15 protein-coding genes are annotated in these 16,186 nt (G+C 62.7%); 13 read left to right on the plus strand and 2 right to left on the minus strand.

The genetic code is table 11. The features are described 5' to 3' along the window. Positions 1-20 precede the first annotated feature (20 nt). The 4 genes from QUV21_RS15260 to QUV21_RS15275 are packed head-to-tail and all read left to right on the plus strand — an operon-like array spanning position 21 to position 5,080. On the plus strand, positions 21-1,166 hold the full coding sequence (locus QUV21_RS15260) for an ABC transporter permease subunit (protein WP_300856106.1): 1,146 nt from the start codon (positions 21-23) through the stop codon (positions 1,164-1,166). Next, positions 1,166-2,275: an ABC transporter permease gene (locus tag QUV21_RS15265; protein WP_300856108.1), complete on the plus strand. Its 1,110-nt coding sequence runs from the start codon at positions 1,166-1,168 to the stop codon at positions 2,273-2,275. Before QUV21_RS15260 ends, QUV21_RS15265 begins: the two co-directional genes overlap by 1 nt. Further along, on the plus strand, positions 2,272-3,855 hold the full coding sequence (locus QUV21_RS15270) for an ABC transporter ATP-binding protein (protein WP_300856109.1): 1,584 nt from the start codon (positions 2,272-2,274) through the stop codon (positions 3,853-3,855). Before QUV21_RS15265 ends, QUV21_RS15270 begins: the two co-directional genes overlap by 4 nt. A 1-nt stretch (position 3,856) precedes the next feature. Further along, on the plus strand, positions 3,857-5,080 hold the full coding sequence (locus QUV21_RS15275; RefSeq protein ID WP_300856110.1) for a glycosyltransferase: 1,224 nt from the start codon (positions 3,857-3,859) through the stop codon (positions 5,078-5,080). Between the two features lie 40 nt (positions 5,081-5,120). Here the strand turns inward: QUV21_RS15275 and hemN are convergent, their stop codons facing one another. Continuing rightward, the gene (gene hemN, locus QUV21_RS15280; protein ID WP_300856112.1) at positions 5,121-6,476 is read right to left on the minus strand and encodes an oxygen-independent coproporphyrinogen III oxidase; all 1,356 of its coding nucleotides are present in this window, start codon (positions 6,474-6,476) and stop codon (positions 5,121-5,123) included. Positions 6,477-6,539: 63 nt separating this feature from the next. Here hemN and fnrL point away from each other — a divergent pair, with 63 nt between their 5' ends. After that, positions 6,540-7,277, plus strand: coding sequence for a transcriptional regulator FnrL (gene fnrL, locus QUV21_RS15285; RefSeq protein WP_300856113.1), 738 nt, complete (start codon positions 6,540-6,542; stop codon positions 7,275-7,277). 49 nt (positions 7,278-7,326) lie between these two features. Here the strand turns inward: fnrL and QUV21_RS15290 are convergent, their stop codons facing one another. After that, on the minus strand, positions 7,327-8,172 hold the full coding sequence (locus QUV21_RS15290) for a universal stress protein (protein ID WP_300856114.1): 846 nt from the start codon (positions 8,170-8,172) through the stop codon (positions 7,327-7,329). A 205-nt stretch (positions 8,173-8,377) separates the two neighbouring features. Here QUV21_RS15290 and ccoN point away from each other — a divergent pair, with 205 nt between their 5' ends. The 8 genes from ccoN (at position 8,378) to ccoS (ending at position 16,140) form a co-directional block, all read left to right on the plus strand. Then, positions 8,378-9,976: a cytochrome-c oxidase, cbb3-type subunit I gene (ccoN, locus tag QUV21_RS15295; RefSeq protein WP_300856115.1), complete on the plus strand. Its 1,599-nt coding sequence runs from the start codon at positions 8,378-8,380 to the stop codon at positions 9,974-9,976. A 12-nt stretch (positions 9,977-9,988) separates the two neighbouring features. Beyond that, on the plus strand, positions 9,989-10,732 hold the full coding sequence (gene ccoO, locus QUV21_RS15300) for a cytochrome-c oxidase, cbb3-type subunit II (RefSeq protein WP_300856116.1): 744 nt from the start codon (positions 9,989-9,991) through the stop codon (positions 10,730-10,732). A gap of 10 nt (positions 10,733-10,742) precedes the next feature. Beyond that, complete coding sequence (locus QUV21_RS15305) at positions 10,743-10,934, plus strand: cbb3-type cytochrome c oxidase subunit 3 (protein WP_300856117.1); 192 nt, start codon at positions 10,743-10,745, stop codon at positions 10,932-10,934. Between the two features lie 3 nt (positions 10,935-10,937). Further along, positions 10,938-11,816, plus strand: a complete 879-nt coding sequence (ccoP, locus tag QUV21_RS15310; protein ID WP_300856118.1) for a cytochrome-c oxidase, cbb3-type subunit III — start codon at positions 10,938-10,940, stop codon at positions 11,814-11,816. An 80-nt stretch (positions 11,817-11,896) separates the two neighbouring features. Continuing rightward, a complete protein-coding gene (gene ccoG / locus QUV21_RS15315; RefSeq protein WP_300856120.1) occupies positions 11,897-13,315 on the plus strand; it encodes a cytochrome c oxidase accessory protein CcoG in 1,419 nt (472 codons plus the stop codon). A gap of 1 nt (position 13,316) precedes the next feature. Next, a complete protein-coding gene (locus QUV21_RS15320; protein WP_300856122.1) occupies positions 13,317-13,769 on the plus strand; it encodes a FixH family protein in 453 nt (150 codons plus the stop codon). Between the two features lie 4 nt (positions 13,770-13,773). After that, the gene (locus tag QUV21_RS15325; RefSeq protein WP_300856123.1) at positions 13,774-15,981 is read left to right on the plus strand and encodes a heavy metal translocating P-type ATPase; all 2,208 of its coding nucleotides are present in this window, start codon (positions 13,774-13,776) and stop codon (positions 15,979-15,981) included. Next, positions 15,982-16,140 carry a cbb3-type cytochrome oxidase assembly protein CcoS gene (gene ccoS, locus QUV21_RS15330; protein WP_300856124.1) on the plus strand — a complete coding sequence of 53 codons (159 nt, stop codon included), beginning with the start codon at positions 15,982-15,984 and terminating at the stop codon, positions 16,138-16,140. Positions 16,141-16,186 lie beyond the last annotated feature (46 nt).

Consider the following 16,186-nt stretch of genomic DNA (forward strand, 5'->3'; position numbering starts at 1 on the left):
AAGAAAATCGGGCAGGAACCTTGGGCGCCTATATCCTCCGCCGGCTGCTACTGGTGATCCCCACGCTGTTCGGCGTGATGCTGATCAACTTTGCGCTGACCCAGTTCGTGCCAGGCGGACCGATCGACCAGATTCAGGCCCGGCTGGAAGGCGAGGGTGACGCGATTCAGGCGCTGGGCGGCACTGGCGATGCCGTCACCGGTGGCCAGCAGGATCAGGGCTATGTCGGCGCGCGCGGTCTGCCGCCGGAATTTCTGGCCAAGCTGGAAGTGCAGTTCGGCTTTTCCCGCTTTGTCTGCGAAGACGGCTTTACCGGCACCCCGTCGCTTGACGCCCCCGAATGCGTGAAAGAGCCGATCCCGGCCACGGAACGCTTCCTGATCATGATGGGCAACTACCTGACCCTGGACTTCGGAGAGAGCTATTTCCGGTCGATCTCGGTCGTTGATCTGGTGCTGGAAAAGATGCCGGTGTCGATCACGCTGGGCCTGTGGTCGACGGTGATCGCCTATCTCATCTCGATCCCCCTGGGCATCCGCAAGGCAGTGCGCGACGGGTCGGGGTTTGACACCTGGACCAGCGGCATCATCATCGCGGCCTATGCCATTCCGGGGTTTCTGTTTGCCATCCTGTTGATGGTGGTCTTTGCCGGCGGCAGCTATTTCCAGTGGTTCCCCTTGCGCGGACTGACCAGCGAGGGGTGGGAAAACTTCCCCTGGTATCAGAAGATCACCGACTACCTTTGGCACATCGTGTTGCCGGTCACGGCGCAGCTGATTTCCGCCTTTGCCACCCTGACGCTGCTGACCAAGAACAGCTTTCTCGACGAGATCAAGAAGCAGTATGTCATGACCGCGCGGGCCAAGGGTCTGTCAGAGGCGCGGGTTCTTTATGGCCATGTCTTCCGCAACGCGATGCTTATCGTGATCGCGGGCTTTCCGGGGCTGTTTCTGGGCGTCTTCTTCGGGTCAAGCCTGATCATCGAATTCATCTTCTCGCTCGACGGGCTTGGCCAGCTTGGCTACCGGTCTGCGGTGGAACGCGATTATCCGGTGATCTTCGGCACGCTTTTCGCCTTTGGCCTGATCGGGCTGATCGTCGGCATCCTGTCGGACATGATGTATGTGCTGGTTGACCCGCGCATCGATTTCGAAAGGCGCGGCTGATGGCGCTTTCGCCCCTGAACCAGCGCCGCTGGCGGAACTTCAAGGCGAACCGGCGGGCCTATTGGTCCTTGTGGATCTTCATCGTCCTTTACGGCCTGTCGCTTTGCGCCGAGTTCATTGCCAATGACCGGCCGGTGCTTGTGCGGCACAACGGCGAATACTTCACCCCCGTCTTCAGTTTCTATCCCGAGATCGCCTTTGGCGGCGACCTGCGGACCGAGGCGAACTATTCCACGGTCGAGGTGCAATGCCTGATCGTGGCCGCAGGGTCGGAAGCCTGCTGGGATGATCCCGAAGGCATCCTGGTCGAAGCGACGGCGACAGGAACGGTCGTGGGTCAGCCGGTCGAGGCGGGTTGGATCCTCTGGCCGCCGATCCGCTACAGCTACAATACCATCGTTAACACTGGCGGCGTGGCCCCCGGCAAACCTTCGGCGCAGAACTGGCTTGGCACCGATGATACGTCACGCGATGTGGCGGCGCGGGTGATCTACGGGTTCCGCCTTTCAATCACCTTTGCGCTGATCGTCACGGTGGCAACTTCGATCATCGGCATCATCGCCGGGGCAATTCAGGGGTATTTCGGCGGGCTGACCGACCTGATCTTCCAGCGCGTGATCGAGCTTTGGACATCTGTCCCGACGCTCTATGTCATCATCATCGTCACAGCGGTCTGGTCGAAAAGTTTCTGGCTGATGGTCAGCCTGATGGTTCTATTCGGCTGGACCGGGCTTGTCGGCGTGGTCAGGGCCGAATTCCTGCGGGCGCGGAATTTTGAATATGTCCGGGCGGCGCGGGCCTTGGGCGTTCCGGACTGGCAGATCATGTTCCGCCATGTGCTGCCGAACGCGATGGTCGCCACGCTGACCATGCTGCCCTTCATCATCACTGGCACCATCGGCGCGCTGGCCACGCTGGATTACCTTGGCTTCGGTCTGCCGTCCTCGGCGCCGTCGCTTGGCCAGTTGTCGCGGCAGGCGCAGCAGAACCTTCAGGCCCCGTGGCTTGGCTTCACCGCCTTCTTCACCTTTGCCGTCATGTTAAGCCTTCTGGTCTTCATCTTCGAAGGCGTGCGCGATGCCTTTGACCCCAGAAAGACCTTCCGATGAGCGTGTTGGAGGTCAAGGATCTGAAGGTCAGCTTCCGGCAGGACGGGCGGCTGATCGAGGCGGTCAGGGGCGTGTCGTTCAGTGTCTCGAAGGGTGAAACGGTCGCCCTGGTCGGCGAAAGCGGGTCGGGGAAATCGGTGACGGCGCTGTCCACCGTAGGCCTTCTGGGCGACACGGCCGAGGTTTCGGGGTCGGTCACCTATGCCGGACGGCAGATGGTCGGCGTATCGGAACGCGAATTGCGCCGCGTGCGCGGCAACGACATCAGTTTCATCTTTCAGGAACCGATGACCAGTCTGAACCCCCTGCACACCATCGAAAAGCAGATGGCGGAAAGTCTGGCGCTGCATCAGGCGCTGACCGGGGCGGCGGCGCGGGCGCGGGTGCTGGAACTGTTGAACAAGGTCGGCATCCGTGACGCCGAAAGCCGCCTTGGCGCTTATCCGCATCAGCTTTCGGGCGGGCAGCGCCAGCGGGTGATGATCGCGATGGCCCTTGCGAACGGACCGGAACTTCTGGTGGCGGATGAACCGACCACCGCGCTGGATGTCACGATCCAGGCACAGATCCTTGACCTTCTGGCCGATCTGAAACGGTCCGAGGGGCTGAGCCTTTTGTTCATCACCCATGACCTTGGTATCGTGCGGCGGATCGCTGACCGGGTCTGTGTGATGCAGGGCGGCGAGATCGTCGAACAGGGGCCGACCGCCGAAATCTTTGCCAACCCGCGCCACCCCTACACCCAAAAGCTGCTGGCGGCGGAACAGAAGGGCGGCCCGGACCCGGTTCCCGCCAGCGCGCCTGAAATCGTGCGGACGGAAAACCTGCGGATCTGGTTTCCGATCCAGAAGGGGTTTCTGCGCAAGACCGTGGGCCATGTGAAAGCGGTCAATGACGCGAACCTGACGGTCCGGGCGGGTGAGACGCTGGGTATCGTGGGCGAAAGCGGGTCCGGCAAGACAACGCTGGCGCTGGCGATCCTGCGTCTGATCCCCAGCACCGGGACGGTCGCCTTTCTGGGCCGCGATGTCCGGGGTGGCAACGGTGCCGCCTTGCGCGGCCTGCGGCGCGAAATGCAGGTGGTGTTTCAAGACCCCTACGGCAGCCTGTCGCCACGCCTGACCGTTGAACAGATCATCGCCGAAGGGCTGGGCGTCCACGGTGTAGACCCCGGGCGCAACCGGGCCGACATGGTGGCCGAGATCATGCGCGAGGTCGGGCTGGACCCCGCGATGATGGGCCGCTATCCGCACGAATTCTCGGGGGGCCAGCGCCAGCGTATCGCGATTGCCCGCGCCATGATCCTGCGGCCGAAACTTGTGGTTCTGGATGAGCCGACCAGTGCGCTCGACATGACCGTGCAGGTCCAGATCGTGGAACTGCTGCGCGACCTTCAGCGCAAATCGGGGCTGGCTTATATCTTCATCAGCCACGATCTGCGGGTGATCCGCGCCATGGCTCACAAGGTCATGGTGATGCAGGCCGGCGAAGTCGTTGAATCCGGCGATTGCGCCGCGGTGTTTACCAACCCTCAATCCGACTATACCAAGGCCCTGATGGCGGCGGCCTTCGGACCTTGATGTGAAACTTCTATTCGTCCACCAGAACTTTCCCGGCCAGTTCCTGCACCTCGCGCCCGAGATGCAGCGCCTTGGCCATGATGTTCGCGCCATTACCGATGCGGCGAACAAGCACGAAAGCCCGGTCCCGACGCTGCGCTACAGCTTCAAGGCCGAACCGGTGGATCCCAAGGCCACCCGTCTGGGCCGCAACTATACAACGACAAGTGACCGTGGGGTGGTCGTTGCCCGTTTTGCCCAGAGAATGCGGGCTGCCGGCTATGTGCCGGATGTGATCGTCGGCCATTCCGGCTGGGGTGAGACGTTGTTTCTCAAAGAGGTATGGCCGGAAGCGAAACTTCTGGTCTACGCCGAGTTCTACTATCGCGGCACCGGCGCAGACGCGGGCTTTGACGCCGAGTTTCAGGCGTCGGGTCTTGATCAGGTGATGATTGCCCAAGGGCGGGCGGCCTTCATGGCTCAGGCGCTGGCGCACGCGGACCGGGGTATTTCGCCAACCGAATGGCAGGCCAGCACGCACCCGCCGGCCTTGCGCAAACAGATCGAGGTGATCTTTGACGGGGTGAACTGCGACCGGCTGGCCCCGAACCCTGCCGCGCGCTTTGCCTTGCCGAATGGCCGGGTGCTGGCCGTGGGCGATGAGGTTCTGACCTTCGTCAACCGCAATCTGGAGCCCTATCGCGGCTATCACATCTTCATGCGCGCCCTGCCGCAGGTGCTTGCGGAGCGACCCGATGCACAGGTGGTAATCGTTGGTGGCAACGAGGTCAGCTATGGCCGCGCCCCCGCACAGGGCGGTAGCTGGAAAGACCTTGTCCTGGATGAGGTAAAGGACCGGCTGGATCTGTCACGCGTCCATTTCCTTGGCAGGATACCCTATGACGATCTGGTCAACCTGATCCATGTCAGCCGGGTGCATGCCTATCTGACCTATCCCTTTGTCCTGAGTTGGTCGATGGTTGAAACCCTTGCCGCAGGCACTTTGGTCGTGGGGTCGCGCACGGCGCCCGTTGCCGAGGTGATCCAAGATGGCATTACCGGGCGGCTGGTGGATTTCTTCGATGTCCCGGGCTGGTCGGCTGCACTGACCGACGCGCTTGCCCGGCCCGAGGTCTATCTGGGCATGCGCAAGGCCGCGCGCGAAATGGTGCGGGCGCGCTACGATCTGCGATCAGTGTGCCTGCCAAGGCAGATCGACCTGTTGACCCGTCTGGCGCGGAACTGACCGGAACGGGTCAGGCACGGGTTCCCGCAAGAATTCGCTCTCACACCGCCGAGGAGTGTCGCGCCTGTGCGCTGTCATGGGCATCAAAGGCCCGCGCGATCATCCGCGTCAGGGGCCGGGCGCGTTCCGGGATGAACAGGCCCTCGCTTGTCCCCTTCAACATGTCGCCAAATTCGGCCACGGCTTTTTGAAACAACGCCTCGACGCGCTGCGGGCTGGCGTCGAAACTGGCCAGAAGTTCGGCCCGCGATACGGCAAAATCACACATCAGCGCCTCGATTATCCGGGCGCGCAGGGTATCTTCGCCCGTGAACCGATGGCCGCGGTGGGTAGAGAAACGCCCCGCCCGGATCGCCTTGGCATGGTCTGCGGTGCCGGACACGTTTTGCGCATATCCTTGCGGAAAGCGCGAGATCGAAGACGCGCCCAGCCCGATCAGCACGGGCGAGGTGTCATCGGTATATCCCTGAAAATTCCGTTTCAACCGACCTTCGCGGCGGGCGCGGGCAAGGCCGTCTTCGGGCTTGGCGAAGTGGTCGATCCCGATATCCTCATACCCGTCCCAGATGAAGAGTTGCCGGGCGGTTTCAAACAGCCCCAGCCGTTCCTCGGGCGTGGGCATGGCGTCTGACGGGATCATCTGCTGGCGGCGGCTCATCCACGGGACATGCGCGTAGCCGTAAAGCGCCACCCGGTCAGGCGACAGGGTCAGAAGCTTCTGCACCGAATCCGCGATGCGCGGCCCGGTCTGATGCGGCAAGCCGTAAAGGATGTCGGCGTTCAGGCTGGCCACTCCGCGCGCGCGGATGCGTTCGGCGACATCGCGCGTCAGGGCATAGCTTTGTTCTCGGCCTATGGTCTTCTGGATCAGCGGGTCAAAGTCCTGCACCCCGATAGAGGCCCGGTTCATACCAATACTTGCCAATGCGTCAAGCCGGGGGTCGTCAATCTCGTTCGGGTCGATCTCGACCGAAAATTCGCCGTTCCTGGCCATCGGGGCGACATCGAAGACAGCCTGTGCCAGGGCAAGCATCTGGTCGGGGGACAAGAGTGTCGGCGTCCCGCCACCCCAATGCAGCCGACCAAGGCGCACCCCCCGGGGGAGGTGATCCTTCAGGATCGCAAGTTCCGCCTTCAGCGTCTCGACATAGGCGATGACAGGCGCGTCAGAGGTGGTGCCTTGCGTACGGCAGGCACAGAACCAGCACAGCCTGCGGCAGAACGGCACATGCAGGTAAAGCGAGATCTCGCTGCTTTCCGGAATCTCGGTGATCCAGTGGGCAAAATGCCTGACGCCAACGTCCGTGCCGAAGTGCGGCGCGGTCGGGTAGGATGTGTACCGTGGTACACGCGCGTCAAATAGCCCAAGCCGGGCGAGTTGCGGGTCATGTGTCATGCAGGTAAGCTATGGTGACGGAGCGGGTTGCTCTTTGACCCAGATCAAGCGCGGGGCCATGGTATGCAGGATCATTCAGTCCACGTCCAATGTTCGGAATGCCCGATCCGTCATCGTGCAGTATGCGCGCGCTGCGAGACTGACGAATTGTCGCAGTTGGAGCAGATCAAGTATTATCGCAGCTTTCAGGCTGGTCAGACCGTCATCTGGTCGGGCGACCGGATGGAGTTCGTCGGATCGGTGGTCAGCGGCATTGCGACGCTTACACAGACGATGGAAGATGGACGGCGGCAGATGGTGGGGCTCTTGCTGCCATCGGATTTCGTTGGTCGCCCCGGCCGCCCGGTCGCAGCGTTTGACGTTACGGCGACCACTGATCTGGTCATGTGCTGCTTTCGCAAGAAGCCGTTTGAAGACCTGATGACATCCACACCCCATATCGCGCAGCGGCTTCTGGAAATGACGCTGGACGAGTTGGACGCGGCGCGAGAGTGGATGCTTTTGCTGGGTCGCAAGACGGCACGGGAAAAGATCGCCTCGCTGATCTCCATCATCGCGCGCCGTGAGGCTTCTCTGCACATGAAGCGGGCCAAGGATATGCTGTCGGTGGACCTGCCCCTGACGCGTGAGGAAATGGCTGACTATCTGGGGCTGACGCTGGAAACCGTCAGCCGCCAGATTTCAGCGCTGAAGAAGGATGGCGTGATCTCGCTGGAAGGGAACCGCCATGTCAGCATACCCGACATCGACCGGTTGCTTGAAGAAGCCGGGGATGACAGCGACGGCGGGATGCTGGTGTGAAGCGGGCCGCGTATCAAGTCGTAGCGGGCTTGATACGCGGCGCCTTTGGTCAATGCGCCAGGAACACCGGCACTTCGGCCTTTTCGAGCATGTCGCGGGTTGCCCCGCCCAGAATGGCCTCGCGGAAGCGGGAATGGCCGTAGGCACCCATCACCAGAAGGTCCGCATTCACCTCGCGCAGGTGGCGCACCAGCACGTCAGAAACGCGCGGCAGGGTGCGGGCCAGAACCGTGACCTCGGCGTGAATGCCGTGGCGGACAAGAAGCTGGCACAAAAGCCCGCCCGGGTCAGACCGTTCCGGCCCATGGGTCGGCGGGTCGATCACAAGGATCGTCACGTTTTCGGCGCGCTTCAGGAACGACATCGCCCGGCGGGCAGCCACCAGCGCCTCGCGGCTTTGGTTCCACGCCACCACGACGCGGCGGGGGTCGGCAGAGGCCATGCCCTTTTCCGGCACCACAAGGACCGGGGCCATGCCCTCAAACAGGGCGGCCTCGATCACGGCCTCGTCTTCGACGCCGCGATTGTCGCCATAAGGCAGCGGCAGAACCACCAGATCTGCATAGCGCGCGCGACCTGCCACCACATCGGTCAAGGCACCAAGCTGGGTCACGGCCGAATCTGTGGCCACACGCAGGCCGGGGGGCTGGGCGGCAAGCGCTGCGTTCATCGCCTTGTCCACAGCGCGAGCATCTTCCTCGGCGCGTTCGAGGGCCGCTGCGATCATCACCGCGCCCGATCCGACATAGGAATAGCCGATCTGCGTCCGGTCAACTCCAAGCGACAGGGCATCCAGATGCGCATCAGATGCGGTGGCAATCTGGGCGGCGGCGGACACCGCCGGCATGAGCCCTTGGGATGAAGTTGCAACCGTCAGAAGGGATTTGTAGGCCATGGTGGTCTCCCATTTTCAATGACATCACACTGAGACGGAAGCAAACGCTTCGCCTTGACCAAGGTCAACCCGTTGGCAGAATGCGATTGACCCAGATCAAGGCGCCAAGATGCGCTGCACTACAGAAGTCAAACAGTCAAAGCGCCCGGAACTGCCTTGAGTAATTTTCAGGCAAAGCCGGCCAGACAGGACGAAGGGACGCAATATGTGGGATTACCTCAAACTGATAGGGCTAGGCCTTGTCGCGGTCTTGGCCGCGATAGCGGCGAACTATGCTCATGACCTGGCCTATCAGGTCAACGCACTCACGGTGATGCTGGCCGCTGGCATCGCTTTTCTGTGGGTGTTGCGGTCGGCGGGCGATCCCCGACCGAACCTGCAACATGAATATTTTGACAGTGTGATCCGGGCGGGGGCAATTGCGACCGCCTTCTGGGGCGCTGTCGGATTTCTGGTCGGCGTGGTCATTGCCTCGCAGCTGGCCTTCCCGCAGCTCAACTTCGAATGGGCGCAGGGCTACCTGAACTTTGGCCGGTTGCGCCCACTGCACACCAGCGCGGTGATCTTCGCCTTTGGCGGCAACGCGCTGATCATGTCGTCGTTCTACATCGTGCAGCGCACCAGCGCGGCGCGCCTGTTTGGCGGCTCGCTTGGCTGGTTCGTCTTCTGGGGCTGGCAACTGGTGATCGTGCTGGCCGCGACCGGCTATGTGCTGGGCGCGACGCAGGGCAAGGAATATGCCGAACCCGTCTGGTACGTCGACATCCTGATCACGGTGGTCTGGGTCGCGTTCCTGATCGTGTTCATGGGGACGCTCTTCAAGCGGAAAGAGCCCCACATCTATGTGGCCAACTGGTTCCTTCTGTCGATGATCCTGACCGTGGCGATGCTGCATCTGGTGAACAACGCCGCGATACCGGTATCGATCTTCGGGTCGGCGCAGGTTCAGCTTTATGCCGGTGTGCAGGACGCGATGGTGCAGTGGTGGTATGGCCACAACGCCGTCGGCTTCTTCCTGACTGCGGGCTTCCTGGGCATGATGTACTACTTCGTCCCCAAGCAGGCTGAACGCCCGGTCTACAGCTACAAGCTGTCGATCATCCACTTCTGGGCGCTGATCTTCCTGTATATCTGGGCCGGTCCGCACCACCTGCACTATACCGCGCTGCCTGACTGGGCCTCGACTCTCGGGATGGTGTTCTCGGTGATCCTGTGGATGCCCTCCTGGGGTGGTATGATCAACGGTCTGATGACGCTGTCGGGTGCCTGGGACAAGCTGCGCACCGATCCGATCATCCGGATGATGGTGGTGTCGATCGGCTTCTATGGCATGTCGACCTTTGAAGGCCCGATGATGTCGATCAAGGCCGTCAACAGTCTGTCGCACTACACCGACTGGACCATCGGTCACGTCCATTCCGGCGCCTTGGGCTGGAACGGGATGATCACCTTCGGCGTGCTTTACTACCTCGTGCCGCGGCTGTGGAACCGTGAGCGGCTTTACAGCCTGTCGCTGGTTTCCTGGCACTTCTGGCTCGCGACGATCGGGATCGTTCTTTACGCCTCGTCGATGTGGGTCACGGGCATCATGGAAGGTCTGATGTGGCGTGAAGTGGATGCGAACGGGTTCCTCGTGAACGCCTTCGCCGACACGGTGAAAGCAAAGTTCCCGATGTATGTGGTGCGGGCGTTGGGCGGGGGTCTGTTCCTGATTGGCGCGCTTGTCATGTGCTACAACTTGTGGATGACGGTGCGTGCGCAGCCCCAGCGGGCAACGCAGCACTCGGCAGTCCCGGCTGAATAAGGAGACGGGACCATGGGTATCCTAGACAAACACAAGGTCATCGAGACCAACGCGACACTTCTGATGATCCTCAGCCTTCTGGTTGTGACCATCGGGGGGATCGTGCAGATCGTGCCGCTCTTCTATCTGGAGAACACGATTGAAAAGGTGGAAGGGGTTCGCCCCTACACCCCCCTCGAACTGGCGGGCCGCGACATCTACATTCGTGAGGGTTGCTATGGCTGCCACAGCCAGATGATCCGCCCGATGCGCGATGAGGTGGAACGTTATGGTCATTACTCACTGGCGGCGGAATCGATGTATGATCGGCCGTTCCAGTGGGGGTCCAAGCGCACCGGGCCGGATCTGGCCCGCGTCGGTGGCCGCTATTCCGACGAATGGCATCAGGACCACTTCTACGACGCCAAGTCGGTTGTGCCGGAATCGGTGATGCCGCCCTATGGGTTCCTTGCGGGCAACGTGATCGACGGTCGCTATATTCAGGACGTGGTCGCAACCAACCGGATGGCAGGTGTTCCCTACACCGACGAGATGGTGGAAAGCGCGCTTGCCGACTTCAAGGCGCAGGTTGACCCTCTGGGTGACTTTGACGGCCTTGAAGAGCGTTACGGCGAGGCGGCCTTTGGCACCCCGGTCAATGTGCGCAACTTCGATGGGCGGCCAGAACTGACCGAGATGGACGCGCTGATCGCCTACATGCAGGTGCTTGGCACGATGGTCGACTTCTCGACCTACACGCCCGTTGCGAACCGGTAAGGAGCGAAAAATGGAAACCTATTCCTTTCTGCGCGCCATGGCTGACAGCTGGTTCCTTCTGGCCATGACGGTGGGCTTTCTTGCCCTTTGCGTCTGGGCCTTCCGGCCCGGCAGCCGCGCCATGCATCAAGATGTCGCAAACTCGATCTTCCGCAACGATGACCGTCCTGCGGATCCCAACCCTGCCAAGAAGGAGGCCTAGGCCATGTGCGCCAAGCCAGTGAAGAAAGAGCCGCGGCAGGTAGAGACGACCGGCCACCAGTGGGACGGCATCGAAGAGTTGAACAACCCCCTGCCGCGCTGGTGGGTCTGGGTGTTCTACGCGACGATTGTCTGGGGCATCGGCTATTCCGTGGCCTACCCGGCATGGCCGCTGATCAAGGAGGCGACGCCAGGCCTTCTGGGCGCTTCGACCCGGGCCGATGTCGCGGCGGAAATCGCCCGCGTCGATGCGGCCAATGCCGGGATCAAGGCAAAGCTGATCGCTGCCGATCTGAACGCTATCAGCACCGACCCCGAACTTGCGGCTTATGCCGAACGCGCCGGGGCCGCAGTGTTCCTCACCAACTGCACGACCTGCCACGGGTCGGGCGCTGCCGGCTTTGAGGGCAAGGGTTACCCCAACCTTCTGGACGATGACTGGCTGTGGGGCGGGACGATGGAGGATATCCATTACACCGTCGCCCACGGCATCCGAAACACCACCGATCCAGATGCCCACTATTCTGAAATGCCCAAGTTCGGCGTGGATGAACTTCTGGACGAAACCCAGATCGGTCAGGTCGTGGAATATGTCCTGGCCCTGTCGGGCCAAGAGCATGACGCGGCGCTGGCTGCGCAAGGCACAGAGCTTTATGTCGACAACTGCTCGGGTTGTCACATGGAAGACGGGTCGGGCGATCGGTCGCAGGGCGCTCCGAACCTTTCGGATGCAATCTGGCTTTATGGCGGAACGCGCGAGGCGGTCACCCATTCGGTCTTCTATGCCCGCTATGGCGTGATGCCGAACTGGAGCCCGCGCCTGACCGAGGACGAGATCCGGGCTGTGGCCTTCTATGTCCATGGACGCGGCGGCGGCGAATAAGCGGCGCTGACAGCGCAAAGCCATTGCGCCGGGCGGCTATCCTGCCGCCCGGCGCAACCGCAAGACCCCGGAGCCCAGTCGTGAGCCAGCAAGACGCCGATCCCCCCAGCCTTTACGCCGCCCGCGAGCCGATCTTTCCGCGCCGGGTGAAAGGCACGTTCCGCACGCTGAAGTGGTGGCTTCTGGCGGTGATGCTGGGCATCTACTACATCACACCGTGGATTCGCTGGGATCGGGGGCCATCGCTGCCGGATCAGGCCGTGCTGCTGGATCTTGGCAACCGGCGCTTCTTCTTCTTCATGATCGAGATATGGCCGCACGAATTCTATTTCGTCGCGGGGCTGCTGATCATGGCCGGGCTGGGGCTTTTCCTGTTTACCAGCGCCGCCGGCCGGGTCTGGTGCGGCTATGCCTGCCCGCAGACTGTCTGGACGGACCTGTTCATTCTGGTCGAACGCTGGATCGAGGGTGACCGCAACGCGCGTATCCGCCTGCACCGGCAGAAATGGGACGGCGAAAAGGTCCGCAAGCGGGCGGTCAAATGGACCGTCTGGTTCCTGATCGGGCTGGCCACGGGCGGGGCCTGGGTCTTTTACTTCACCGACGCGCCGACCCTGATGCGCGATCTGGTCACCGGGCAGGCGCATCCGGTTGCCTATCTGACCATGCTGATCCTGACGCTGACGACCTTTGCCTTCGGCGGTTTCGCGCGGGAACAGATCTGCATCTACGCCTGCCCATGGCCGCGGATTCAGGCCGCGATGATGGATGAAGACACCATCACCATCGGCTATCGTGATTGGCGGGGTGAACCGCGCGGCAAGCAGACCGTCGAAGGCAATGGCGACTGCATTGATTGCATGGCCTGCGTCAACGTCTGCCCGATGGGGATCGACATCCGCGATGGCCAGCAACTTGCCTGCATCACTTGCGGCCTCTGTATCGACGCCTGCAACGACGTGATGGACAAGATCGGCAAGCCGCGTGACCTGATCGGCTATCTGGCCTTGACCGATGAAGTTCGGGAACGCGCGGGCCAGCCGCCGAAAAGCGTCCGGGCGCATGTGTTTCGGGTGCGGACCGTGCTTTACACGGTGCTTTGGGCCGGGGTTGGTGTCGCTCTTGTCGTCGCGCTGTTCCTGCGCTCGCCGATTGACGTCAACGTGACGCCGGTCAGGAACCCGACCTTCGTGACGCTGTCGGATGGCAGCATCCGCAACGCCTATGACCTGCGCCTGCGCAACATGCATGGCGAAGACGCACGGTTCACCATTGCGGTCACATCGGATGTCTTCGTGGTCCTGTCGCTGGAAGGGGCCGAGGGCCTGACCGTGATGGTTCCTGCCAATGAAACGATGTCGCAGCGTGTCTATCTGACGGCGGCACCCGGTACGCGGGCAGCGGTGGAAGACCGGACCGACGTGCGGATCTGGGTCGAGGAACAAGGCACGACGAACCGGATCCATCATGATACGATCTTCAACGGAAAGGGTAGCTGACATGGCCGAACTGACGGGAAAACACGTCCTCGCTATCACGGTCAGCGCCTTCACGGTGATCATTGCGGTCAACCTGTTGCTTGCGTTCAAGGCCGTCAGCACCTTCCCGGGGCTGGAGGTGCAGAATTCCTACGTTGCAAGTCAGGGCTTCAACGACCGCAAGGCCGCGCAAGAGGCCTTGGGCTGGCAACTGGCTCCCAGCTACGCGGGGGGACGGATCGACCTTGCCTTCACCGACCGCGCCGGTGTTCCGGTGCGGGTCACCGAACTTGAGGTGCTGATCGGGCGTACCACCTCCACGATGGATGATGCCCGGCCGGTCTTTGTGGCGATGGGCGATGTCTATTCCGCCGAACTTGGCCTTGCGCGTGGCAAGTGGATGGTCAAGGTCACCGCCCGTTCCATCGATGGCACGCTGTTTGAACAGCGTTCCGAACTGTTCGTTCAGGGCTGACGCGATGACCGTGGTCGAGGATTTCGGGCGCGCGCCGGTCTCGGCCTGTCCAGCCTGCGCGGTGGTGCCGTCGGCTGAACGCATTGCCGCGCTGCGGGCCGAACGTGACGGCCAACGGGATGGGCGGATCATGCTGTCCTTGCCGCTGGCCCATTGCGCGGCCTGCATCTCGACCGTGGAAGGGGCGCTGGCGGCGGTGCCAGGGGTGCGCTCTGCGCGGGTCAACCTGACGCTGAAGCGGGTCAGCATCGATGCCGCCCATGACGTCACTGCCGCAAACCTGATCGCCGTGCTGGCGCGCGAGGGTCAGGAAGCGCATGAGCTTGACCCCGGCCTTCTGTCCTCGACCGAGACGGACCGTCAGGGCCGCGACCTTCTCATGCGGCTGGGGGTTGCGTTCTTTTCGATGATGAACGTGATGCTTTTGTCCGTGGCCGTCTGGTCCGGTGCAGAAGACGCGACGCGCGACCTGTTCCACTGGATTTCCGGTGCCATCGCCCTGCCAACGGTGATCTTCGCCGGGCAGCCGTTCTTCAAATCCGCCTGGGCCAGCTTGCGGGTCGGCCGGTTGGGGATGGATGTGCCGATCTCGCTGGCGCTGATCCTTGCCTCGTCGATCTCGGTCTATGAAACGTGGATGTCGGGACACCACGCCTATTTCGATGCGGCTGTCATGCTGGCCTTCTTCCTGCTGCTTGGCCGCTATCTGGACCACCGCACCCGCGCCGTGGCCCGATCAGCGGCGGAAGAGTTGGCCGCGCTGGAAGTGCCGCGCGCCATCGTGCTGGAAGACGGCGTTGAAGTGGAACGCGCGATTTCGGCCATCAAGGCGGGCGATATCGTGCTGGTGCGCCCCGGCGCGCGGATGCCGGTGGACGGTGTGGTCATTCATGGCGCGTCGGAAGTGGACCGCAGCCTCTTGACCGGGGAAAGCCTGCCAGTTGCGGCGGGCGAAGGCACGCTTGTCAGCGCGGGCGAGGTCAACCTGACCGGCCCCCTGACCCTGCGGGTGACAGCGGCGGGCAAGGACAGCTCGCTTCACCGGATGGCTGATCTGGTGGCCGTGGCCGAAGGGGCCAAGACCCGCTACACCAGCCTTGCCGACCGGGCAGCCGGGGCCTATTCGCCGCTGGTGCATCTGTTGTCCTTCAGCGCCTTTGGCTACTGGATGTGGGCCACGGGCGGCGATCTGCGTTACGCGATCAACATCTCTGCCGCGGTGCTGATCATCACCTGCCCCTGTGCGCTGGGTCTTGCGGTGCCGGCGGTGATCACATCGGCCAGCGGCAAGCTCTTTCGCAAGGGGCTTCTGATCAAGGACGGCACCGCCCTTGAACGGCTGGCCGAGGTTGACGCGGTGATCTTTGACAAGACCGGCACGCTGACCTTGGGGATGCCGGAACCCGTGGCCCTGACCGACCATCCGGCCGAGGTGCTGGCGGTTGCCGCGGCACTGGCGGCAGGGTCGTCGCATCCCCTGGCCCGCGCTCTTGCGGCGGGTGCTTTGGCAGATGGTGTGGTTCCGGCTTTGGTGCAGGATATCCGCGAAGTGCCGGGGCATGGCATCGAAGGCGTCTGGAACGGCGCGCCCGTCCGGCTGGGCCGGGCCGATTGGTGCGGGGCCGAGGCCGTGCCGCAGACCGCCACTTATCTGCGCCTTGAAGGCAGCACCCATGCCTTCGCCTTCACCGATCGCCCGCGCCCCGGTGCCGCCGAGGCAGTGGCCGCCCTTCAGGCCGCCGGGATGCGGGTGGAACTCTTGTCCGGCGACAGCGAAGCCCCGGTGCGGGAACTGGCCGCACGGCTTGGCATTGCCCACTGGCAAGCTGGCGTGTTGCCCGAGCAAAAAGCCGCCCGCGTCGCCGCCTTGTCGGCCGAGGGCCGACATGTGCTGATGGTCGGCGACGGGCTGAATGATACCGCGGCGCTGGCGGCGGCGCATGTGTCGATCTCACCCGCCACGGCGCTGGATGCGGCGCGGGTGGCGTCTGACATCGTGCTTTTGGGGCAGGATATGGCGCCGATTGCCGATGCTGTGCGCATTGGTCGCCAATCAACCAAGCGGATGGTGGAAAACTTCTTGATCTCGGGCGGTTACAACGTGGTGGCCGTGCCGTTGGCGCTGGTTGGCATGGCCACGCCACTCGCGGCGGCCTTGGCGATGTCGCTGTCTTCGATTACCGTATCCCTGAACGCGATGCGGTTGAGGTAGATGGAAATTCTGGCAATCCTGATTCCGGTCTCGCTGCTTTTGGGCGGGATCGGGCTTGCGGCCTTCTTCTGGGCGATGAAGACCAAGCAGTTCGATGATCCGGACGGCGATGCGCAGCGGATTCTGACGAAGGACTGGGACGACAGGCCGAAGCCCTGACCCGAGGGTTTTCTGATGGGGCCGCCTGCAAGGCGCAGGCGGCACG

The organism is Tabrizicola sp., from assembly GCF_030373185.1.
Taxonomy (GTDB): domain Bacteria; phylum Pseudomonadota; class Alphaproteobacteria; order Rhodobacterales; family Rhodobacteraceae; genus Tabrizicola.